Source organism: Cupriavidus yeoncheonensis (assembly GCF_905397275.1).
In the GTDB taxonomy this organism is placed as follows: domain Bacteria; phylum Pseudomonadota; class Gammaproteobacteria; order Burkholderiales; family Burkholderiaceae; genus Cupriavidus; species Cupriavidus yeoncheonensis.
The window spans coordinates 18,592-41,208 of record NZ_CAJPUY010000016.1; the positions used below are offsets into that span (position 1 = coordinate 18,592).

Consider the following 22,617-nt stretch of genomic DNA (forward strand, 5'->3'; position numbering starts at 1 on the left):
TTGCAGTCCCATCATGGCCTCACGAAAAGCACACCACGCCACGGGATGGGCGACGGCCGTCATCGCGGCCTCCGTTATCGCGAAATGCGGTGGTGGAGGGTGGGGCTGGGCAAGCGCGGCGGGGTTCGTGGCGGCGCTGCTGGGCAGCACGGCGCCGGACTGGCTGGAAGTGGCATGGTGGTCAAGGTCGCGCCGCCTGTGGATTACCCACCGGACCTGGACGCACTGGGGCGTCGCGTGGATCGGCTTGCTGTGGTGGGCATACCATGCACTGGGAACGCAAGCCCTGGCGGCGCCGGCATTCGGATTTGCCTGCGGGGGCGTCATGCACCTGCTGGCCGACTGGCCGAATCCGCTGGGCGTGCCCTGGATCGCGGGCCGTCACTCCCTCAACTGGTGGAAGAGCGGGCGCTGCGACCTTGTCATCGTCACAGCATCCTGGCTGATCGCCCTGGCTGTTTCGGATGAACTCTGGCTTCATGGAAGACATAGCCTCGCGCTGATCCATCATCTGCGCTTTGGGCCGGCTTATTTCTGAAGGGCCGGTACATCTGCTTAGAGACCCGATGCAGATTTTTTTCAACCGTTTGAAGAAGATTCATATCGACGCGCGCACGGCAATTTGAGCCACGTATTCTTGCGCGCCACATATGAAAGCGGCCGCATATTTCGATCCACATCCACGCAAGCGTTTGCTTTGGCACGTCCATTGCTGATGTACCTCCGGGATATCTCGCCGGGCGACACCGCAGGCCTATCCCATCCCTGGAGACACCTGGAGAAGAAAATGTCAAAAGACATTGGATACAGACGCTTGCCAGCTCCCGTCGGACTGGCGCCGCGCGTCGTTGCGACAGCCGCAATACTGGTCTTGAGCGCCTGCGGTGGCGGTGGTGGCGATGACGACCATGCCAATAATCCTACGCACCCGATTACCCCGGTTTCCTGCGAGAACATGCCTGGCCACACCGTTGCAGCAAGCAGCATCGGTTTGCCGACCAAGGGAGCGACCGTAACCGCCGCCGTCAAGGTGCCGGCCTCGGGCGGTGGCCAGCTTGGCACGGGCGAGTTCTGCAAGGTGACCGGCACGATCGCCCCGGTCGATCCGACTGCGCCGGACATCAAGTTCGAGGTCGACATGCCGGCGAGCTGGAACCAGAAGGTTGTCATGTTCGGCGGCGGTGGCTACGACGGCACCATCCCGAACACGGCGGGCAACGTGCCGGCAGGCCCGACAGACCAGCCCACGCCGCTTGCGCGTGGCTATGCCACGTTCGCCAGCGATTCCGGCCACCAGGCCGGCGCGCTCGGCAGCCGCGACGGCTCGTTCGGCACCAATGACGAGGCGCTGCGCAACTTCGCCGGCGACGCGCTGAAGAAAACCCGCGACGCCGCGATTGCGCTGATCCAGCTGCACTACAACGCCGATGGCCCCAAGAAGGCCTACTTCGCGGGCGGATCGTCCGGTGGCCGGGAAGCGCTGGCGGTGGTGCAGCGCTGGCCTCAGGATTGGGACGGCGCTATCGTGCTCTATCCTGCCTGGAATGCCGCCAGCCTGGACCTGCAGTTCGGCCGCATCACCCGCGCGTTCGCTGCGCCGGGTGCTTATCCGAACCAGGCCAAGCGCAAGGTTCTGTATGACGCAGCCATTGCCGCATGCGACAACCTCGACGGTGTCAAGGACGGACTGATCAGCAATATCGCCGCCTGCAACGCCAGTTTCGACCCGTCAACGGCAATGCTGAACGGCCAGGCGGTACGTTGCGCCAACGGCGCCGATACCGGCGATAGTTGCCTGTCTGACGCGCAGATCAACGCCCTGAAGGTCTATAACTCGCAGATCGTGTTCGGCTATGCGCTGGGCAGCGGCGAGACGAAGTATCCGGGCTTCAACGTCTGGGGCGCAGACCTGGGTCTTGCCGGAAGTGCGTCCGTACAGCCTACGGTCATCGCGCTGGCACTCAATATCGATGCCCCGGCCAATCCGATGCCGACGACTGCGCCGTACATGAGCGTGTTCTGGGACCAGTGGGTGCGCTACTTCGTTACGCGCGACCCGACCTTCAACTCGCTCACGCTCGACCCGCAGAACCCGGGGTCGTGGCAGGACCGGGTCAGCCAGCTCACCGGTATCCAGGACGTCAACAAGACCGACTTGTCCGCCTTCATGAACCATGGCGGCAAGATCCTGATGGCGCACGGGATGTCCGACGCGCTGGTCAGCACGCGCTCGACGGAAGACTATTTCACGCGGGTGCAAAGCACGATGGGCGCTGGCAATGTCAGCACATTCATGCGCTACTACGAGATCCCCGGCTATGGCCATGCCGTGAGCTCCGTATTCAACGCTTCGTGGGATTCGCTGACAGCACTGGAGAACTGGGTCGAGAAGAATACGGCACCGGTCTCGCAAACGGTGACCGACACCGTCGGTGTACCGGGCCGGACACGACCGCTGTGTGAGTATCCGAACTGGCCGAAGTACAGCGGATCCGGCGATGTCAACGTAGCGGCGAGCTATACCTGCGCCACCCAGTGACGCGAAGAAAGGGCCGGCCACCACGCCACTACGGCCGGCCCCTGTGCAGTTCCTGCTATTCATCCCCGCGCGCTGCGCTGAACAGCGCTTCGCCGCGTTCCTGCAGCAGCGCCATGAGCCGAAGCGCGGCGGGCGACAGGTAGCCTTGCCGCCGGTACGTGACGCCAAGCCTGCGCCGCAGCGTAGCCTCTTTCAACGGCACTTCACGCAAGGCGTGCGCGTGTTCGTTGAGCGTATGCCTGGAGAGAAAGCTCAGCAGCTCGGTCTTTGCAATCAGCCGGGGCAGCAGCGGAATGGAGTTGGCATCGATCTGCGTGGCGGGGCGGGGCAGCCCGTGCGACTGGAACGCGGCGTCTATCCATTGCCGGCTGGGAATCGATGCGGCCGGCAAAACCCATCGCCATGACAGCAGCGATTTGAGCGTCACGCGCGGCAGCCCGAACACCGGGTGATTGCGGCTGGCGGCCACCACCACCACGTCTTCGACGATGGCATGGCTCACAAGCGTGTCATCCTGCCCGGGCATCAACCCGATCAGCAGGTCCAGCGTGCCTTCCTTGAGCCGTTCGCGCAGCACCAGGCTGGGGGCCACGGTGATGTCGATGGTGGTGGCGGGCGCCTCTTCCAGCAGCAGGCTGCAGATCTCCGGCAGGACGTGTTCGGCCGCAATCGGGCCGCTGCCGATCCGGACGTGTCCGGCATTGCCCTTGGCGAAATCCCCGACTTCCCGCAAGGCCTCGTCCGTGGCGCCGCGCAGCATGCGTGCACGCGCCAGCAACACCTCGCCCACCGGCGTGAGCCGGATGCCGCGTCCCCTGCGCTCGAACAGTTCGCTGCCGAATGCCTCTTCCAGTCGCTGCACCGCCTTGGTCAGCGCTGGCTGCGTGCGCCCCAGCTTTTCGGCGGCCTTGCCGATGTGACCGAGTTCGGCCACGGCCTCGAAATACCGCAGGTCCCTGAGCTGGATATCCATCGATAACTCACAGGAATGAAAGCATGAACATTATCAAATAGACGGAATGTTTTTGCACGGCAAGAATGCCTGTCATGCAGAGGGAGACAGGAGACACGATGCGCAAACTCGGAATGCTGGCCCTGGCCGCCGCGATGGCCGTTTGCAGCGGCGCGGCGAATGCCGACACCTGGCCCGCCAGGCCGATCCGGCTGGTGGTGCCGTTTCCGCCCGGCGGCGGCACCGACGCCGTCGCGCGCCTGATTGCCGAGAAGATGTCGGTGCAGGCGCACTGGACGGTAGTGGTGGAAAACCGGCCGGGCGCCGGCGGCAATGTCGGACTCGACGTCGTTGCCAAGGCGCCGGCGGATGGCTACACGATCGGGCTCGGGCAGACGGCCAACCTGGCGATCAATCCCGCGTTGTACCCGAAGATGCCTTTTGATCCGCTCAGGGACTTCGCGCCGGTTTCGACGGTGGCATCGCAGCCTGTGGTGCTGCTGGTCAACGCCACGTCGCCGTTCAGGACACTGAAGGACGTCGTGGCCGCGGCCAGGGCCAAGCCGGAGTCGCTGCGGATGGGCACCCCGGGCAATGGCACGGTGGCGCACCTGGCCGGAGAACTGCTGGAGCGCCAGGCTCGCTTCAGGTTGCTCAATGTCCCCTACAAGGGAGCGAGCCCGGCGATGATGGACCTGGTGGGCAACCAGGTCGAATTCAACTTCGCCAACACCGCGGCAGCCATCCCGCAACTGACGAGCCGGAAGGTCCGCGCGCTGGCCGTCACCTCCGCGCAGCGCCTGCGCAATGTACCGCAACTGGCAGGCGTGCCGACGGTGGCGGAGTCCGGCTATGCGGGCTTCGATGCGATCACGTGGACTGGCCTGGTCGCGCCGGCACGTACGCCGCAAGCCGTGGTCGAGCGCATCAACCTCGAAGTGCGCAAGGCGCTCGATACCCGGGAAGTCCAGGACAAGCTCGCCGCGGAAGGCAGCACGCCGATGGGCAGCACGCCGCAGCAGTTCGCCGACTACCTGCGAGCGGAGCATCAGAAGTGGGGCGGGCTGATCCGCGACGCCAATATCAAACTCGATTGAACCGCGAGATCTTCCATGCATATCATTCTTGTCACCGCTCCCGGGCTTGCACCGGCCGGCGCTGAACTGCTGGATCGGGCCGGCGCGCGCGTGATCTTCCTGTCGTCGCCCGACGATGCGCGGGAGGTCGAGCGTATCATGGCCAGCGAAGCCGTCGATGCCGTGATTTCGCGGACGGTAACGCTGTCTGCCACGGCCATCGCGTCCTGTGCCACGCTCAAGGTCATTTCGAAGCACGGCGTCGGCGTCAGCAACATCGACGTGGAAGCCGCCACGCTACGCGGCATTCCGGTCTATGTCACGCCCGGCGCGAACGCGCAGTCCGTGGCCGAGATGACGCTGGGGCTGATGTTCGCCGCGGCGCGACGCATCGCGTGGATGGATGCGGAACTGCACGGTGGCCGCTGGACGCGCGCGCAGGATGGCGTCGAACTATGCGGCAAGACGCTCGGCCTGGTCGGTTTCGGACAGATCGGCCAGCGCGTGGCAAGGGTCTGCCTGGCGCTGGGGATGAACGTGGCAGCGTTCGATCCCGCCCTGAACGGCGGCAAGAGTCCCGTCGACGGTGTCACGCTGGCCCCGTCCCTGGCGGAGTTGCTGCCGCAATCCGATGTACTGAGCCTTCATGTCCCGCTCAACCGGCACACGCGGAATATGCTTGGCGACGCGCAGTTCAGCCAGATGCCGAAGGGCGCGATCCTGATCAACACGGCGCGCGGCGAAGTCGTGGACGAAGCCGCGCTCGCCGCCGCACTGCAGGACGGCCGGCTCTTTGCCGCGGGCCTGGACACGATGGCCGTCGAGCCGTTGCCCGCCGACAGCACGCTGGCCACGCTGAACAATGTCGTGCTGACGCCGCATGTGGGCGGATCGACGCCTGCGGCACTGGCGACTATGGCAAGTGCTGCCGCGCGCAACGTGCTCGGCTGGCTGGACGGCAAGCCGGTGGATCGCGCCGCCTGTGTCAATCCGCAGGTCTTTGCCTGATTTCCGCTTCCTGACTTCGATTCCTGTTTCCGGAGACATTCATGCGTCAATCCGACTCCAACGCGGCGGTGCAGTGGCCCGCCGGCTATCGCATCCACCCGCGTGCGGCGGGGCCCGTCGCCGCGGTCGTGGCCGCGTTTCGCGAGATTCCCGTCGCCGCGATCGGCGACTCGATGAGTCGCAACATCGGCACGGTGGGGCTGCGCCAGTACCATCGTCGCCTGGAGACCGTTCTTTGTGGTCCGGCGGTGACGGTGCGCGTGCGGCCCGGCGACAACCTGATGATCCACAAGGCGCTGATGATGGTGCAACCCGGCGACGTGCTGGTCATCGATGGCGGCGGGGATGTCACGCAGGCGCTCGTCGGCGGCCTGATGCGCACGACTTGCGTCGCGAAGCAGCTTGGGGGCCTGGTCATCGACGGTGCCATCCGCGACCTGTGCGAATGGGCCGAGGATGGCATGCCGGTCTTCGCCAGGGGGCACACGCATCGCGGTCCGAGCAAGGACGGCCCGGGCGAGATCAACGTGCCGGTCTCCTGCGCGGGGCTTGCGGTGATGCCCGGCGACCTGATCGTCGGTGATGCGGACGGTGTCATCGCCGTACCGGCGTCCGACGCTGCGCATGTGCTGGAACGCTGCCACGCGCATCTTGCCAGGGAAGCCAGGATCCGCGCGGAAAACGCCGCCGGCACCTCCGATCCCGAGCGCTTCGATGCCGCGCTGCGGGCCAAAGGGCTGCCGGTGTAGGGACGACAAGCGTACGCGGGCGGTGGGGGACGGGAGCTGGGGCCGAGTTTGTACTTCAGAACTACGCCCTCCCAGCCGTTAGCCAGTCGTGCTCCCAACCGGCAACCGCGAGTGTGACCAACATGAACAGCGCAGAATCGTCGCAGATCATCCTCCAGGCCGCTTTCCTGCGGCATGAGGAAACCCTGGTACGGAACGACCACGTTTTCGGTGACGGCGACGGCGCCGTCTACCGGACGCTGCTGGAATCGACCAAGGCCATCCCGTGGAAGATCGACTGGGCAACGATGACGTTTGCCTATATCGGCCCGCAGATCGAAGCCCTGCTGGGCTGGGCACCGTCGAGCTGGCAAACCGTCAACGACTGGGCGGAGCGCATGCACCCCGACGACCGCGCCGCCGTGGTCGAATTCTGCGTGGCGCAATCCCAAGGCGGTACCGACCATGAGGCCGACTACCGCGCGCTGACCCGCCACGGCGGCTACGTCTGGCTGCGCGACGTGGTGCACGTGGTGCGCAACGACCGCGGCGAAGTCGATTCCCTGATCGGCTTCATGTTCGATATCAGCGAACGCAAGCGCACCGAGCAGGAACTGGCGCGCCTGCAGAAAGAGCTGGAGGACCTGTCATTTCGCGACAGCCTGACCGGAATCAGCAATCGTCGCATGTTCGACCGCACGCTGGAGCGCGAATGGGCAGCGGGCCAGGCCTGCGGCAAGCCGCTGTCGCTGATCCTGGCCGATATCGACTTCTTCAAATCGTACAACGACTACTACGGCCACCTGCAGGGCGACGCTTGCCTGAAGCGCATCGCCGGCCTGCTGCAGCAAGCTGCCGGACCGGATGCGTTCGTGGCTCGCTTCGGCGGCGAGGAGTTCGTTCTGGTCCTGCCTGATACCGACGCCGACGCTGCTGTGCGTACCGCGGAGCGCTGCCGCGAGATGATCGCCGGGCAGGCGATCGCGCACGTGCGTTCGCCGTACAACCAGTGCGTGACGGCAAGTTTTGGCGTAGGCACCGTGGTGCCGACTGACCGTGAAGAGGCATCGTCGTTTGTCAATCTGACAGATGCGCAGCTTTACCATGCCAAGGACAATGGCCGTAACCGCATTGCCGCGGTGGACCGGGCGGGCAGGGGTGGCGAGACGTTCAAGGTGCATTCTCGCTGACGAGGGCTTGCGCACGGTTTGAAGCGGACCGTGCCTTGGCCTCACATGCGGCAGTTCATGTGTGCATCCTGGGCGCCGTGGAGCGATACCACCCCGGCCACTGGCACCCGCTCTGCGCGGACAGCATAACTGCACCACGCCCTGAGTCCACGCCAGACTCCCTCGCACCGTCCGGGCTCACGTGACATGAGATGGGTTGCAATAACCTCACAACCGCCCTATGGTCATATGGCGTATGAGGCGGACGTGTCGGAGTGCTGATGCGGGTGCCGCAGGAAAGTGTTGGAACCGGCATGTATCAGGCATGTCCATCCTTCGAGGAGCGCGGCCATGTTTCCACGTGGTAAGCGATGGGTTCGGACGCTCTGTGTGTGGATCATAGCGGGGCTGGGGCTGGCATCAGGCGCTGTCGGCGCCCAGGCTCCCGCGGCGCCGGCTTACAAGCCGGAGGAAATCGAAGCGCTGGTCGCGCCCATCGCGCTCTACTCCGACTCGGTGCTTTCCCAGGTGCTGATGGCTTCGACGTATCCCCTGGAAATCGTGTACGCGGCTCGCTGGGTCAAGGCCCATCCGAACCTCAAGGGCGACGAGGCGGTCCAGGCGGTAGCGAACGAGTCGTGGGACGTCAGTGTCAAGTCGCTGGTCGCCTTTCCGCAGATCCTCGAGCCGATGAATGACAAGATCGACTGGACGCAGAAGCTCGGTGACGCGGTCCTCGCCCAGGAGAAGGATGTGCTGGCTGCCATACAGCGATTGCGCGCGCGGGCGCGGGATTCGGGACACCTTCAGACCAACGAGCAGCAGCGCGTGACCGTCGAACAGGCGACCACGGCCGACGCCGTCGCGCAATCGATCGTGCGTATAGAGCCGGCCAACCCTGACGTCATCTACGTGCCCGCCTATGACCCCGCCGTCGTCTATGGGGGATGGGCCTACCCCGCATATCCCTATTACTACTGGCCCCCTTACCCTGCCTATTATCCTGGCGGCGCCTTCCTCAGCGGATTTGCCTGGGGCATCGGTTTCGCGGCCGCCGGCGCGATCTTCGGCAACTGCAACTGGGGCGGCGGCAACATCAATATCGATATCAACCGGGGTGCCCACGTCGATCATCACTTTGACAGCAGCAAGTTCCAGGGCGGGCGCTGGCAGCACGATGCGAGTCACCGCAAGGGCGTTGCCTACCGGGATAACGCGTCGCGCGAGAAGTTCGGTCGCAACGTGGCTGGCGCTGACCGGCGCGGCGATTTTCGTGGCCGCGAATCCCTTGGCGGCCGGACCGGAATCGCCGACCGGGCAGGGGGTGCCAACCGTGCCGGCATCAGCGACAGGGCCAGCGTGGGGGATCGCGCGGGCGGTGCCGGCAGGGTCGGTACATCCGACCGCGCCGGGGCTGTGAACAGGGCCGGCACGTCGGATCGGGCCCGGGCCGCGGACCGGTACAGTTCCGGTTTCGGTGGCCGCGACAACGCCTTCCAGGGGGTCAACCGCAATGTGGCGCCACGGGATGTCAATCGGGGCCAGTCGAGCATGCAGTCGTCCGGCTTCAACCGCTCCGGGGGCGGTGCGCACGGATATGGCGGAGGCCACGGCGGAGGATATGGCGGCGGGCGCGGAGGCGGTGGAGGATTCGCCGGTGGTGGCGGGCGCGGCGGCGGTGGGCGTGGTGGCGGTCGGCGCTAGGGAGGCACAGGCATGTATTCACCAGTGATATCTCGTTGGCGGCAGACGAGCCTGATGGCTTGCCTTGCGGCCGCCGCGTTGCTGCTGGGGTTGGGGAATGTCACCGCCGCACGAGCGAACCAGGCCTTTGCCAACCCCGAAGCCGCGATGACGGAGTTTGGGGAGGCGGTCCTCAACGATGACGAGGCCGCCATGAAGCGCCTGCTGGGCGCGAACTATCACGACCTGATACCGCCCGTGGGGGCCGACGTCCGTTACCAGTTCCTCGCGGCCTGGGGCAAGACCCATACGGTGAAGCAGACTGGTCGCCGCGCCGAGATTGCCGTGGGCAACGATGGCTGGACGCTACCCATTCCCCTGGAAAAGTCGGACAAGGGCTGGCAGTTCGACACGCGTGCCGGCGCGGAGGAAATGCGGGTACGACGCATCGGACGGAACGAGCTGGCCGTCATCCAGACCATGCTGGCCATCCACGATGCCCAGAACGAATATGCCGAGACCCCCCGCGACGGGAGCCACGTGCTTGCCTATGCGGCCAGGTTGTCGAGTTCCCCGGGCAGGCACGACGGACTGTACTGGCCGACCCGCCCCGGCGAGCCGGAAAGTCCGCTTGGCCCCGGTTTCATTGGCGCCGGCACGCGCCATGCCAGCAAGGATGGCTACTACGGCTATCACTACAAGCTCCTCACTGCGCAGGGCCCGCACGCGCCTGGCGGGGCGTTCGACTATGTCCTGGATGGGAAGCTGTTCGGCGGCTTTGCGGTCATTGCCTGGCCCGTCCGCTACCAGGACACGGGCGTGATGAGCTTTATGGTGAGCCACGACGGCCAGGTCTACGAGCGTGACCTGGGAGCCAATGGCGCCGCGAAAGCGGAGGCGACGAAGTCTTTTGATCCCGGCGCGGGCTGGCGCAAGGTCTCTCCATGAGGCTGCTCAGTCGAGCGGCACCATGGCCCGGATCTGTTGCAGCAGCCAGACGTGCGCCTGGTCTGCATCGAACCGCCGGTGCCACGACATATAGAGCGGCGAGCCTTTGAAGTCGAGAGGTGGCTCGTGCATGCTCAGGTCGAACAGGCCGGCAAAGGTGGCGGCCATCCGGCTGGGTACGTTGCAGATGTATCCGGTACGGGCGGCGACCATCGGCATCGCCATGAAGTTCTGCACGACGGCGCCGATCTGCCGATGTTCGCCTCGTTGTGCCAGGGTCTGGTCGACGATCGTGTTCTGGCGGCTGCGAATCACGACATGTGGCCGCTTCAGGTACAGCGCAAGCGGGAAGCGGCGCTTGCTGAGCCCTTCCTGCTTCCAGATCATCGTGGTCAGGCTGACTTCATCGAGCATTTCATGCGAGATCCCCATTCCCTTGACCGTCTGGGCACCGACGATGGCGTCGAGATCGCCGGACTCCAGTAGCTGACTCGCGAGTTCTCCCTCGGGAACTGCCGCCAGCCTGATCACAATCCCCGGGGCCAGCCGGGAGACATGCTCGACCAACTGCGGCAGGATCGAGAATTCGAAATAGTCGGTGGCCGCGATATTGAACGCCCGCTGTGCCAGTGCGGGAACGAACGGTTCCTGCTCCTGCAGCGCGTGCTCGATCCGCTCGAGCGCGTCGCGCACCGGACCGATCAGCGCTTCACCGCGCGCCGTAGGTACCAGCCCACTCTTGGCGCTGACGAACAACTCGTCGCCCATTGCACCGCGCAATCGCCGCAAGGCATGGCTCACCGCTGGCTGACTCAGAGCCAACCGGTCGCTCGCGCGCGTCACGCTGCGCGTTTCCCACAACGTCACAAAGAGCACCAGCAGGTTCAGATCGAACGTTTTGATATTCACTTTTTGCATGCGGCGGATGATAACACTTCATTTTACTAATGCGTTCGGACCTGTTTTTATGTAGACCATCAGAACCTACAACGTGGAGACAAAGATGAGCAATTCCGCACCTCTCTCATTCGGCTGGTTTATCCCCACCCTCGGCGACACGAGCGCATTCGGGGATCCAGCCAGGAGCATCCCCCAATCGAAGGAGCACTTCGAGCGCGTAGCGCAGGCGGCTGAAAAGGCCGGCTTTGAGTACGTGCTTGTCCCGGTGACGCCCTTTTGCTGGGACGCCTGGGCCACCGCATCGTTTATCGTGAGCCGCACCAAGAAGCTCAAGGCACTGGTTGCCGTGAAGCCGGGCTTTATCCACCCGGTTGCCCAGGCAAAGATGATTTCGACCTTCGACCAGCTTTGGGACGGACGCATCCATATCAATCTGATCGCGGGCCTCAGCGAAAAGGACGCGATCGCCGAAGGTCAGCTTGGATCCAAGGAAGCGCGCTATGCGCAACTGGACGAGGAAGTGACCCTGATCAAGCGGCTGCTTTCCGAAGAGGCGGTCGAGCACCAGGGCGATTACTACCACGTCGACAAGCCAGTCATCATCCCGAAGCCCGTCCAGCAACCCTGGCCGCCCGTTTTCCTTGGCGGTGGCTCGGACCAGGCCGCTGACATCTCCGTCAGGCATTCGAACGTGCATCTGTTCTGGGGCGACTATCCCGAGCGCATCGGCGAGCAGATCAAGGAGTTGCGCGCCCGTGCCGCCAAATACGGTCGCGAGGACGAGATCCGCTTCGCCATGCGCCTGCAGATTGTCTGCCGTGAGACCGAGGAAGAGGCCTGGGCCGCGGCGAACCAGCTGGTGGCCGGTGCGACGGAGTGGAAAGAGCTGGCCAAGAACTTGTCTGCGGACATGAACTCCGTCGCCAACCAGCGCCAGCGGGAACTGTCGCAGACGGTCGGCAGCAGGATGACGCCGCATCTGTGGACCGGCATCACTGAAGTGCGTCCCGGCGCTGGCGTGGCCGTGGTTGGCAACCCCCAGCAGGTTGCAGCGCAACTGCAAGAGTTCGTCGACGTGGGTTGCAGCGGCTTCTGCCTGTCGGGTTATCCGCACCATGAAGAAGCCGAGCGCTTCGGACGCCTGGTGATGCCGCTGCTGGCCCGATAGCCGCATAGGGCAGGGTGAGAAGCAAAACAACAGCAAATGACGCAAAAGTCTTCGTGACCCGGGCCGGTTACGGCACAAAAGAGAGCCTGGGCACGAAGCGATGCAGGAGACAGAGATGACAACAAAGATCGACGCCCCGACTTTCCGCAGGGCACTTGGCTCGTTCACCACGGGCGTAACGGTGGTGACCACCCATGGCGAAGACGGCAATGACTACGGCCTGACGGCCAACAGCTTCAATTCCGTGTCCATGGATCCGCCCATGGTGTTATGGAGCCTGGGCAAGAAGTCTTCCAGCTTGCCGGCTTTCCAGACCACCGGACATTTCGCGGTGCATATCCTGGCCGCTGACCAGGAACATATCTCCAACCAGTTCGCCAAGAGCGGCGCAGACAAGTTTGCCGGATGCACGGTCGAGCGGGGCCATGGCCAGGTACCGCTGCTCGATGGCTGCTCTGCCCGGTTTGAATGCCGCGTGGTGCACCGGTACGAAGGCGGTGACCACGTCATCTTTGTGGGCGAAGTCTTGAACTTCAACAGCTTTGAACGGCCGCCGCTGGTCTTTCACGGCGGCAACTACGGCATGGTGATGAAGAAGACCGACGACACGGACTGCAGCCGCTCCGACATTGGCGATGGCTGGCTGGGCTTCCTGTTGGCACGGGCCTACTACCAGATGCTGCAGCCGGTCAGGAGCAATCTGGCCAGCCATGGCCTGCGCGACATCGACTACAACATCCTGACCGTGCTGAGCATGGGCGACGGCCGCACCGTCGCGGAGGTTGACCGGCTGGTGTCGATTACCGGCCTCCGCGTCACGGACGACGATATCCGGAAGCTGGCAGAGCGTGACCTGGTTGTCCTTGACGATGATGGTGGGCGCGAGAACATGGTGCGCTTCACAGACGCCGGCCGCAGCTATGCGATCCAGCTGCTGGCCATCGGCAAGGCGGCGGAGAGCGACGCCGAGCAAGACCTCGACTACCGCGAGACTCAGGTCGTGAAGTTGCTGCTCAAGCGCATCATCCGTACAACCGGGGCGATGCTCCCCGAACACTGGCAGAAAGAGCAGTTCTGGCGGGGCGACCATCTCTGGATGGAGCCGGATCGTTCAGACGCGAGCTAAGGCAAGTCACCTTACTTCGAACGCTCCATCAGCATCCATCCAGTCCGGTCTCATGGCCGGACAACCACCCGCCGATCGCCCTTACAAAATACGGCGGGGATCCCTGTGAAAGGGGGAGACAACTATGATTACACGAGATACCCACGCAACCGAGCCAATGAACTCGGCTGCGCAAGCCGCGCCCAGTGTCAGCCCGGCACGTGCCTGGTACGCCGTCTGCGTATTGCTGACCGCCTACATCTTTTCCATCATGGACCGGCAGATCCTCACCTTGCTGGTCGGTCCGATCCAGAAGACGCTCGGCATCAACGACACGCAGATCGGCCTGCTCCACGGGTTCACCTTCGCGGCCTTCTACGGCGTGATGGGCCTGCCGATCGCACGGCTCATCGACCGCGGCAACCGCCGCGCGATCATCGCCATCGGCATTGCCGTGTGGAGCCTGGCGACGGCTGCCAGTGGCCTGGCCAGCGAATACTGGCATCTGCTGGCCGCGCGCATCGCGGTGGCGGTGGGCGAGGCCGTGCTGCTCCCGGGCACGGTCTCGCTGGTGGCCGACCTGTTCACGCCGGACAAGCGGGGCCGTGCGATGGGCGTCTTCGGCGCAGCCGGCCCGGTGGGCTCCGGCGGGGGCCTGTTCGCCGGCGGCCTGATCCTGGGCGCCTACACGCTGTCGCATCCGGTGCTGCCCTTCCTGGGCGCCATCGAGCCGTGGCAGGCCACTTTCATCGCCGTGGGCCTGCCGGGTGTGGTGGTGGCTTTCTTCATGCTGGCCGTGCCCGAGCCGCGTGCCGCGAAGCAGGGAGCCACGGGCGGCAGGGGCCCCGAGTCGAAGATCGTCAACGTACCCGTGGCACAGGTCAAGGACTACATTGTCCGCAACGGCCGCACCTTCTGTGCCTTCATCGTGGGTGCCGGCGTGTTCTATATGTCGGTCTATGGCTTCGCCGGCTGGGCGCCGACCTACTTCGTGCGCCACTTCGGCTGGAGCTACCAGGAGATCGGCAAGCTGTTCGGCCTGCTGATGGTCGTCGCCGGACCAGCGGGGACGCTCTTCGCTTCCTGGCTGGGCGAGCGCTGGATCCGGCGCGGGGTAGTCCACGGCTACCTGCGGGTCGCGATGCTGGGCGTCTGCGGCATCACGGCATCGGGCAGCGCCATGGTGCTGGCGGCTACGGCGACGCCGGCCGCCATCTTCCTGGGCTTCGCCGCCTTCTTCGCGATGTTTATGTTCGGCATCGGCCCGGCCATCGTCGCGCAGATCACCCCGGCGCCGATGCATGGTCAGGTGGCCGCCCTGTTCACCGGCGCCTTGAACCTGCTCGGCGCTGGCCTCGGCCCCGTCGCGATCGGCCTCATCACCGACTACGTGCTGCGCGACCGCAACGCGATCGGCAGCTCCATGCTGATCGTGTTCCTCGGTGCCGGCGCCCTCGCATTCCTGCTCTTGCGCAGCGGTATCCGCAGCTACGGCGACTCGATGAAGCATGCGGCCCTCTGGCGCCCGGCGCACGAGCCGCAAGATCTCGCATCCGCGCCGCCCACCAGCGCAGCGCAGGGCTGACGCAACCGACATCGTCGGCGGGCAGGCAGACATCGCTTGCTGCCCCTGGCTGGCCCGATGCCCGGCCTCTTGAAGGAGTGCAAGGTCAAGGCCCTGGGCATCACCGCGCGTGAGCCGCATCCGATGTTCCCGGACCTGCCGCTGATGAGCCAGTACAAGCTGCCGCGAGACTGCACCTTGGACCTCTGCCCCGTCGTGCTGGTGCCCAGGGCGACGCCCGGACCCGCGGTCGCGACGATCAACACCGCGATGAGCGAAATCATCCAGCTTCCCGCCGTGTGCAAGGGAACGCAGGAAACCGGCGCCCAGACGCCTCGCGTCATGACGCAGGCCGGACTGGACAAGTTCTACACCAGCGAGATCGAGCGCTGACGGCGCGTGTTCAAGTCGATCAAGCTGGAACAGCAATAAGCAACTGAAATTCTGGAGACAAGAATGTTTGGTTTGATGATGGATCGCCCGCTGCTGCTGTCGAGTCTGGTCGAGCACGCGGAGCAGCAGTTCCCGGACGTGGAGATCGTTTCCCGCGAAACACACGGCCCGCTCTTTCGCTACACCTACCGTGAGCTCGCTGCGCGTTCGCGCCGCCTGGCCAAGGCCCTGGCCGCCCTCGGCGTGGCGCGCGGCACCCGGGTCGCCACCGTGGCCTGGAACAACCACCGCCACCTGGAGGCCTACTTCGCGGTCTCCGGCAGCGGCGCCGTGCTGCACACCTGCAACCCGCGCCTGCATCCGGAGCAACTCGCCTACATCCTCAACCACGCGGAAGACCAAGTGGTGCTGCTGGACAGTACCTTCCTGCCGCTGGCCGAAGCCGTGGCGCCGCTGTGCCCCGGCGTCACCGCCTGGGTGCTGATGACTGACGCTGGGCAGATGCCCTTGCAGTCCAAGCTCGCGAACCTGCTCTGCTATGAGACGCTGCTCGATGGCCAGGACGATGTCTTCGCCTGGCCCGAGTTCGACGAGCGCACGGCCAGCTCACTGTGCTTCACCTCCGGCACCACCGGCAACCCCAAGGGCGTGCTGTATTCGCACCGCTCCACCATGCTGCACAGTTTTGCGCTGAGCCTTCCCGACACGCTCTCGCTGTCGGCGCGCGACTGCGTGCTGCCTGTGGTGCCCATGTTCCATGTCAATGCGTGGGGCATCCCCTACGCCGCGCCGATGAATGGCTGCAAGCTGGTGCTGCCCGGCCCGAAGCTCGACGGCGCGAGCCTGTTCGAGCTGATGGAAAGCGAGGGCGTCACCTGCAGCGCCGGCGTGCCCACCATCTGGCTGGGCCTGGCCCAGTACATGGAGGCCGAGGGCGTGAAGCCCGCGACCATGCACCGCTCGGTGGTGGGCGGCTCGGCCATGCCGCAATCGCTGATCCGTGACTTCGACCAGAAGTTCGGCGTCGAAGTGCGCCACTGCTGGGGCATGACCGAGACCAGCCCGCTGGGCACGCAGGGCGCGCCGCTGGGCAAGCATGCGGCGCTGCCCGTCGACCAGCAGTACGCGCTTCGCAGCAAGCAGGGCCGGGCGGTGTTCGGCGTGCAACTGAAGGTGGTTGATGCCAACGGACAGGACCTGCCGCGCGACGGCCAGTCGGCTGGCGAGCTGTTGGTGCGCGGCCCGTGGATCATGTCCGAGTACTTCAAGGGCGAGAAGCCCGCACTGCAGGGCGGCTGGTTCCCCACGGGCGACATCGCGACCATCGACACCGACGGCATCATGCAGATCACCGACCGGGTGAAGGACGTGATCAAGTCCGGTGGCGAATGGATCAGCTCCATCGACCTGGAGAACGCGGCGATGGGCCATCCGGCGCTGGCGATGGCGGCCGTGATCGGCGTGAAGCATCCCAAGTGGGACGAGCGCCCGGTGCTGTGCGCGGTGAAGAAGCCGGGCCAGGAGGTGGACAAGGCGGCGGTGCTCGACTTCCTGGGCAACAAGGTCGCCAGGTGGTGGCTGCCCGACGAGGTGATCTTCGTCGATAGCCTGCCGATGGGCGCGACCGGCAAGGTCCAGAAGATGGACCTGCGCCGGAAGTACGCTGACGTGCTGATGTCGAAGTGAACGTCATGGCCGATTCGCAATTCCGGCCCCTGGCCGCCTCCTGCAGTTGCGGCGCGAGCCGCTTCCGGGTGAACGCGCGTCCCTTCGCGCGCTTCATCTGCCACTGCACGATCTGCCAGGCCTACACGGGCAAGCCATATTCGGACGTGACGGTGCTGCGCGCCCGCGACGTCGAAGTGGAAGCGGGCGCTCCGGTCGCCTACAGGAAGCACCGGCTGCCGCCCAACATCGAGCGGGGCACCTGCGCGTCGTGCGGCACGCCGGTGCTCGAATTCGGTCTGGCCGGGGCGGCGAAGCTGGCCTTCGTGCCCACCGCCAACTACGCCGACACCACGACGCTTCCGCCCGCATCGCTGCACATGTTCTATCACCGTCGCGTGAGCGACGCGCAGGACGGCCTGCCCCGCTACAGCGGCTACCTGCGCAGCCAGTTGGCCGTCGTCGGGCTGTTGTTGCGCGGCCTCTTTCGCTGTCGAGACCGATAGGCAACCCACGCTACACAGGACACCGCCAAGGCGAGCACCATGGACAACACACCATTTCATTCGACGCCGGAACTTGCAGCCACTGATCGCGTCGCACGCATCTTTGCTTCGCAGCGCAGCGCCTTTCTGGCGGATCCCTTGCCCTCGGCCGGCGTGCGGCTGAGCCGCCTGAAGGCGCTCAAGGCGCAATTGTCGCGCTATCAGGATGTGCTCGCCGACGCGATGAGCCGCGACTTCGGCCATCGCTCACATGCCGAGTCGAAGATGCTCGATCTGCTGGGTTCGATGATGGAACTCAACCACGCGGTCGCGCACCTCAAACGGTGGATGAAGCCTAGTCGCCGCAGCACCGAGTTGCTGTTCCTGTCCAACAGCGTCAAGGTGATGTACCAGCCCAAGGGGGTGGTGGGCGTGGTCACGCCGTGGAACTTCCCGATCTACCTGGCCCTCGGCCCGGCCGTTGCCGCGCTCGCTGCCGGCAACCGCGTCATGATCAAGATGCCGGAGGCCACGCCCGCGACCAACGCTGTCTTCAGGACAATGCTCGCAGAGGTGTTTGCCGAAGACCTGGTGGCGGTGGTTGGCGCGGAGTTGCTCGATCCCGGGGTATTCACCTCGCAACCCTTCGATCACATCGTGTTCACCGGCTCGCCCGGTGTGGGCAAGATCGTGATGCGCCAGGCGGCCGAGAATCTGACACCCGTTACCCTGGAGCTGGGCGGCAAGTCCCCGGCCCTGGTCACGCGCAACTACCCGGTGGCCGATGCGGCCAGGCGGATCACCCACGGCAAGTCGACCAATGCCGGCCAGATCTGCGTTGCACCCGACTACGCCTTGGTGCCGCGCGAACGCGTTGGCGAGTTCATCGTCGGCGTGCGCCAAACGTTTGAACAGTTCTTTGACAACAACACGGCCGGCAACCCCGACTACACCTCGATTGTCGACGAGCGTCAGTACAAACGCATCCAGAGACTGCTCGATGATGCGCGCTCCAAGGGCGCGCGCATCGAGTCCTGCGGGCCGATGCCGGTTGGCAACGAGCGCACGCTGCCGCTGCAGATCGTCACGGACGTCACCCCCGACATGCTGGTGATGACCGAAGAACTCTTCGGCCCCATCCTGCCGGTCGTTCCGTACGACACGATGGACGAGGCGATCGGCTTCATCAACGAGCGCGCGCGTCCCCTGGCTCTGTACTGTTTCAGCCGCGACCGCGCCGAGCGCGACGATCTGCTCAGCAGAACGCACTCGGGCGGCGTCTCGGTCAACGACTGGGGCTGGCATGTGGTGAATCACGACGCACCCTTCGGCGGCATCGGCAACTCGGGGATGGGCAACTATCACGGGGAAGAGGGCTTTCGCGAGTTGTCCCATGCCAAGACCGTGTTCAAGCGGCATCGCTTCTTCCCCATCGACCTGTTCTATCCCCCCTACGGAACGGTCATCCAGCGCATGGCACTGCAGTTCTTCCTCGGCCGCCCCGACCCCGCTCTGGGGGCCTCGAACAAGCACTGAAACTAGAGGCACCTGACTTCGACCGCTGCATCAGCAGCAATCCGGTCCGGCCTCATGGCCGGACGACCACCCGCCGATCGCCTTTACAAGATACAGCGGGGGATCCCTGTGAAAGGGGGAGACAAAGTGATTTCACAAAATGCCCACGCGACCGAGCCAACGCACTCGGCCGCGCAAGCCGCGGCCAGTGTCACCCCCGGCACGCGCCTGGTACGCCGTCAGCGTATTGCTGGCCGCCTGCATCTTTTCCTCATGGCATGCGGCCCGCGGGCGCCCGGCGCTCGAGCCGCAGGATCCCGCATCCGCGCCGCCCGGACCGACATCGATGGATGAGGTGATATCCAACGCGGTCGCCCCCTGATTTCATCAGGTTTTCAGAAACTCTCAACCGACACATGACTTGCGCGGTCGTGCACAGCAGGCCGTGCATGGGCTCCGCCGTGTCAACAGACAGCACATCAAGCGAGGAACAGCAAAATGAAGATCTACAAGCAGATTTACATCAACGGAAACTGGGTGGAACCGCAGGGCCACCAGTATGCAGAAGTGGTGAACGCTTCCACGGAAGCCGCCATCGCACGCGTGACGCTGGGCAACGCAGCCGATGCCGACAATGCTGTACGCGCCGCCCGTGCAGCTTTTGATGGCTGGTCGCAAACCAGTCCACAGGAACGTGCAGGCTTCCTCGCGAAGATTGCCGCAGGCCTGGAAGCACGGGCAGCGGAAGTCGCGCAGCTCGTCAGCACCGAGGTGGGCACCCCCATTGCCTGGTCGCAGTATGCCCAGGCCGGCGCAGCGATTGCGCATTTCGGTATTGCCGCGCAAGTGCTCGGCGAACTGACGTTGACCGAAGCGGTGGGGAACTCCCTGGTCATGCGCGAACCCGTCGGTGTCGTGGCGTGCATTACGCCGTGGAACTACCCGCTCACGCTGATCGCGGCGAAAGTGGCCCCCGCACTGGCGGCTGGCTGCACCGTGGTGCTCAAGCCTTCCGAAGTGGCGCCTCTCACGGCTTACCTGCTAGCCGAGGTAATCCATGAAGCGGGCTTGCCGGCAGGCGTGTTCAACCTGGTGCCGGGCTTCGGTCCGGTGGTGGGCGAGGCCCTTGCGTCGCATCCGGAAGTCGACATGGTGTCCTTTACCGGTTCGACCGGTGCGGGCCGCCGCGTTGGCGAACTGGGCGCTCAGACCATCAAGCGGGTTGCGCTGGAGCTGGGCGGAAAGTCTGCGGCGATCATCCTCGACGACGCCGACTTCTCCAGCGCGGTCGCCGGGGCAATCCAGGCCTGTTATCTCAACAACGGCCAGACCTGCTTCGCGCATACGCGCATGCTGGTGCCGAAGACGCGCATGGCCGAGGTCAAGCAGATCGCGGCGCAGGTGGTTGGCGGCATGAAGGTGGGCGATCCGCTCGACGAGCAGAGCCAGATCGGTCCGGTCATCTCGGCCGTGCAGCGCCACCGTGTACAGGGCTATATCCGCAAAGGCATGGAAGAGGGCGCTGAACTAGTGGTAGGCGGCCCCGACGCGCCTGCCGGTCTCGACAAAGGCTACTTCGTCCGGCCGACGGTGTTTGCCAACGTCACGCCAGACATGGTCATCGCCCGCGAGGAAATCTTCGGTCCGGTACTGAGCATCCTCGGCTATGAAGATGAGAACGACGCCGTGCGCATTGCCAACGATTCCATCTACGGACTGGGCGGCGCGGTCTGGTCGGGCGATATGGAACGCGCCAAGGGCGTGGCGCGCCGCCTGCGCACCGGCCAGGTGGATATCAATGGCGGTCCGTTCAACCTGCTTGCACCGTTTGGTGGCTACAAGCAATCGGGCAATGGGCGCGAGCTCGGCAAGTACGGCATCGAGGAGTATCTCGAATTCAAGGCCGTTCAATTGCCGATGCAGTGAGCGCGGCCATTCCGCCCGCACTGATCCGGACCTTGATGGAGCGCTTTGGCGTGGAAGTCCGCCATGCCTGGGGCATGACCGAAGCGGCTCGACAAGGACGAAACAGCAGCTAATTGGAGTTCCGGATACACATCCCACATAACACGGAGACAAGAACATGACCAACACGCCCCCAATTCTAATGAGCTGGGTCCAGCCCACCGCTGGCGACACCCCCGAGTCCTGCATGCGACTCCCGATCCTCAAGGCCATGCCGGTACCTGTTGCCTGCCTGGGTGGAGTTCGTCCATGACTACCATCGATCCGCGCACGCGTCTCCTTCTGGAAGCCCCCATCGTACCGACCGTCCTGCGCCTTGCGGCGCCCAATATGCTGGTGATGATCACACAGGCATCGGTCGGCCTCATCGAAACCTATTTCGTCGGCAAGCTGGGGAATGATGCGCTTGCCGCGATGGCGCTGGTGTTTCCGATCGTCATGCTGATGCAGATGAGTTCCGTGGGCGCGATAGGCGGCGGCATCACGTCGTCGATTGCGCGGGCGCTCGGCGCGCGACGCCGGGACGATGCCGATGCGCTGGTGCTTCACGCGCTGGTGGTTGCGCTCGGCTTCGGCCTTGCGTTCACATCGGCGCTGCTATTGGGCGGGCGGTGGCTGTATGCGGAGATGGGCGGCACCGGCGCGTCGCTCGAGGCTGCGCTGGTCTACTCGGACCTGGTATTTGCCGGTGCCGTGCTGGTCTGGCTATTCAACTCGCTGGCGGCGGTGATTCGCGGCACCGGCAACATGGCCGTACCGTCCAATGTGACCGTCGCGGGCGCGGTGGTGCTCATTCCGCTGTCGCCCCTGCTGATCTTCGGCTGGGGGCCGATTCCCGGCATGGGCATTGCCGGCGGCGCAGCGGCGCTGCTCCTGTACTACCTTGGCGGAACGCTTGCGTTCTGGCTGTACCTGCGTTCGCCGGGCAGCCTCCTCAAGCCGAAGTTCGCGGGGGTGCGGCTGCGCTGGCCGCTGTTTCGCGACATCCTGCGCATCGGCCTCGTAGGAATGATCGCGACGGTGTCCACCAACCTGTCGATCGGCATCGCGACGGCGCTGTCGGGGCATTTCGGGCCAGACGCGATTGCGGGTTACGGCACCGCCGCGCGTCTCGAGTACCTGCTGGTGCCGCTGGCGTTCGGCTTTGGCGCCCCGTTGGTGGCCATGGTTGGCACCTGCATTGGCGCCGGCGACCGGGAGCGGGCCCTCAGGGCAGCATGGATCGGCGCCGTCATGACCTTTGTCATCACCGAGGCGATCGGCCTGGCCGCGGCGATCTTCCCACACAGTTGGTTGCTGTTGTTTGGCAACGAGCCTGCCATGCTTTTGGCCGGCACCCAATACCTGCATGTCGTCGGGCCGCTGTATGGTTTCTTCGGCGTCGGACAAGTGCTGCATTTCGCATCGCAAGGCGCCGGGCGCCTGTGGTGGCCCGTGACCGGCAACCTCGTGCGCCTGACCGTAGCCGGCCTCGGAGGATGGCTTGCCTTGCGCTGGGGCGGCGACCTGATACACGTGTTCATTGCGCAGGGCGCCGGGCTCGTCGTGTACGGCCTCGTCATCGCCGCCACAATTGCCGGCGGCGCGTGGTTCGGCCGTGTGGGCTGGCCGCGCAGCACGGCCGCGTTGATGCGGCGGTTGACGCCACAATGACCATTTCCTCTGAAGAACCATGCGACAGCCAGTCCGCGAATGCCTCGATTGGCCCGGCGGCCTGACGAGCCAGTGGCCAGGCAGGCCGCTGGAATAACCGT

General features: G+C 65.0%; 19 protein-coding genes. 17 read left to right on the forward strand and 2 right to left on the reverse strand.

Annotated features, from left to right (window positions below):
- Positions 1-13 precede the first annotated feature (13 nt).
- Both KHO22_RS21155 and KHO22_RS21160 read left to right on the forward strand, forming a co-directional pair.
- Positions 14-538, forward strand: coding sequence for a metal-dependent hydrolase (locus tag KHO22_RS21155; RefSeq protein WP_211949132.1), 525 nt, complete (start codon positions 14-16; stop codon positions 536-538).
- Positions 539-787: 249 nt separating this feature from the next.
- On the forward strand, positions 788-2,539 hold the full coding sequence (locus tag KHO22_RS21160; RefSeq protein WP_211949133.1) for a tannase/feruloyl esterase family alpha/beta hydrolase: 1,752 nt from the start codon (positions 788-790) through the stop codon (positions 2,537-2,539).
- A 55-nt stretch (positions 2,540-2,594) separates the two neighbouring features.
- Here the strand turns inward: KHO22_RS21160 and KHO22_RS21165 are convergent, their stop codons facing one another.
- Positions 2,595-3,512 (reverse strand): LysR family transcriptional regulator, encoded by a 918-nt coding sequence (locus KHO22_RS21165; protein WP_211949134.1) that lies wholly within the window; start codon positions 3,510-3,512, stop codon positions 2,595-2,597.
- Between the two features lie 98 nt (positions 3,513-3,610).
- Here KHO22_RS21165 and KHO22_RS21170 point away from each other — a divergent pair, with 98 nt between their 5' ends.
- From KHO22_RS21170 to KHO22_RS21195, 6 genes are all read left to right on the forward strand, one after another.
- Positions 3,611-4,588 (forward strand): Bug family tripartite tricarboxylate transporter substrate binding protein, encoded by a 978-nt coding sequence (locus KHO22_RS21170; RefSeq protein WP_211949135.1) that lies wholly within the window; start codon positions 3,611-3,613, stop codon positions 4,586-4,588.
- A 15-nt stretch (positions 4,589-4,603) separates the two neighbouring features.
- Positions 4,604-5,575, forward strand: coding sequence for a hydroxyacid dehydrogenase (locus KHO22_RS21175; RefSeq protein WP_211949136.1), 972 nt, complete (start codon positions 4,604-4,606; stop codon positions 5,573-5,575).
- Positions 5,576-5,616: 41 nt separating this feature from the next.
- Positions 5,617-6,324: an RraA family protein gene (locus KHO22_RS21180; RefSeq protein WP_211949137.1), complete on the forward strand. Its 708-nt coding sequence runs from the start codon at positions 5,617-5,619 to the stop codon at positions 6,322-6,324.
- 122 nt (positions 6,325-6,446) lie between these two features.
- Positions 6,447-7,493, forward strand: coding sequence for a GGDEF domain-containing protein (locus KHO22_RS21185; protein ID WP_211949138.1), 1,047 nt, complete (start codon positions 6,447-6,449; stop codon positions 7,491-7,493).
- 330 nt (positions 7,494-7,823) lie between these two features.
- Complete coding sequence (locus tag KHO22_RS21190; protein ID WP_211949139.1) at positions 7,824-9,176, forward strand: DUF3300 domain-containing protein; 1,353 nt, start codon at positions 7,824-7,826, stop codon at positions 9,174-9,176.
- 12 nt (positions 9,177-9,188) lie between these two features.
- Positions 9,189-10,103, forward strand: coding sequence for a DUF2950 domain-containing protein (locus KHO22_RS21195; protein ID WP_211949140.1), 915 nt, complete (start codon positions 9,189-9,191; stop codon positions 10,101-10,103).
- A gap of 6 nt (positions 10,104-10,109) precedes the next feature.
- Here the strand turns inward: KHO22_RS21195 and KHO22_RS21200 are convergent, their stop codons facing one another.
- Positions 10,110-11,021, reverse strand: coding sequence for a LysR family transcriptional regulator (locus tag KHO22_RS21200; RefSeq protein WP_211949141.1), 912 nt, complete (start codon positions 11,019-11,021; stop codon positions 10,110-10,112).
- Positions 11,022-11,106: 85 nt separating this feature from the next.
- On the opposite strand from KHO22_RS21200, the gene KHO22_RS21205 reads away from it, so the two are divergent.
- The 9 genes from KHO22_RS21205 to KHO22_RS21245 all read left to right on the forward strand — a co-directional run bounded on the left by KHO22_RS21205 (position 11,107) and on the right by KHO22_RS21245 (position 22,516).
- Positions 11,107-12,171, forward strand: coding sequence for an LLM class flavin-dependent oxidoreductase (locus KHO22_RS21205; protein ID WP_211949142.1), 1,065 nt, complete (start codon positions 11,107-11,109; stop codon positions 12,169-12,171).
- 115 nt (positions 12,172-12,286) lie between these two features.
- Positions 12,287-13,297, forward strand: a complete 1,011-nt coding sequence (locus tag KHO22_RS21210) for a flavin reductase family protein (RefSeq protein WP_211949143.1) — start codon at positions 12,287-12,289, stop codon at positions 13,295-13,297.
- Positions 13,298-13,421: 124 nt separating this feature from the next.
- Entirely contained in the window at positions 13,422-14,861 is a 1,440-nt protein-coding gene (locus KHO22_RS21215; protein WP_211949144.1) for an MFS transporter, read from the forward strand.
- 57 nt (positions 14,862-14,918) lie between these two features.
- Complete coding sequence (locus KHO22_RS21220) at positions 14,919-15,233, forward strand: type 2 periplasmic-binding domain-containing protein (protein ID WP_211949145.1); 315 nt, start codon at positions 14,919-14,921, stop codon at positions 15,231-15,233.
- A gap of 63 nt (positions 15,234-15,296) precedes the next feature.
- On the forward strand, positions 15,297-16,919 hold the full coding sequence (locus KHO22_RS21225) for a 3-(methylthio)propionyl-CoA ligase (RefSeq protein ID WP_211949146.1): 1,623 nt from the start codon (positions 15,297-15,299) through the stop codon (positions 16,917-16,919).
- Between the two features lie 5 nt (positions 16,920-16,924).
- Entirely contained in the window at positions 16,925-17,404 is a 480-nt protein-coding gene (locus tag KHO22_RS21230; RefSeq protein ID WP_211949147.1) for a GFA family protein, read from the forward strand.
- Positions 17,405-17,443: 39 nt separating this feature from the next.
- Positions 17,444-18,919, forward strand: coding sequence for a coniferyl aldehyde dehydrogenase (locus KHO22_RS21235; RefSeq protein ID WP_211949148.1), 1,476 nt, complete (start codon positions 17,444-17,446; stop codon positions 18,917-18,919).
- Between the two features lie 477 nt (positions 18,920-19,396).
- Positions 19,397-20,824 carry an aldehyde dehydrogenase family protein gene (locus KHO22_RS21240; RefSeq protein ID WP_211949149.1) on the forward strand — a complete coding sequence of 476 codons (1,428 nt, stop codon included), beginning with the start codon at positions 19,397-19,399 and terminating at the stop codon, positions 20,822-20,824.
- A gap of 288 nt (positions 20,825-21,112) precedes the next feature.
- Complete coding sequence (locus KHO22_RS21245; RefSeq protein WP_211949150.1) at positions 21,113-22,516, forward strand: MATE family efflux transporter; 1,404 nt, start codon at positions 21,113-21,115, stop codon at positions 22,514-22,516.
- Positions 22,517-22,617: the final 101 nt, after the last annotated feature.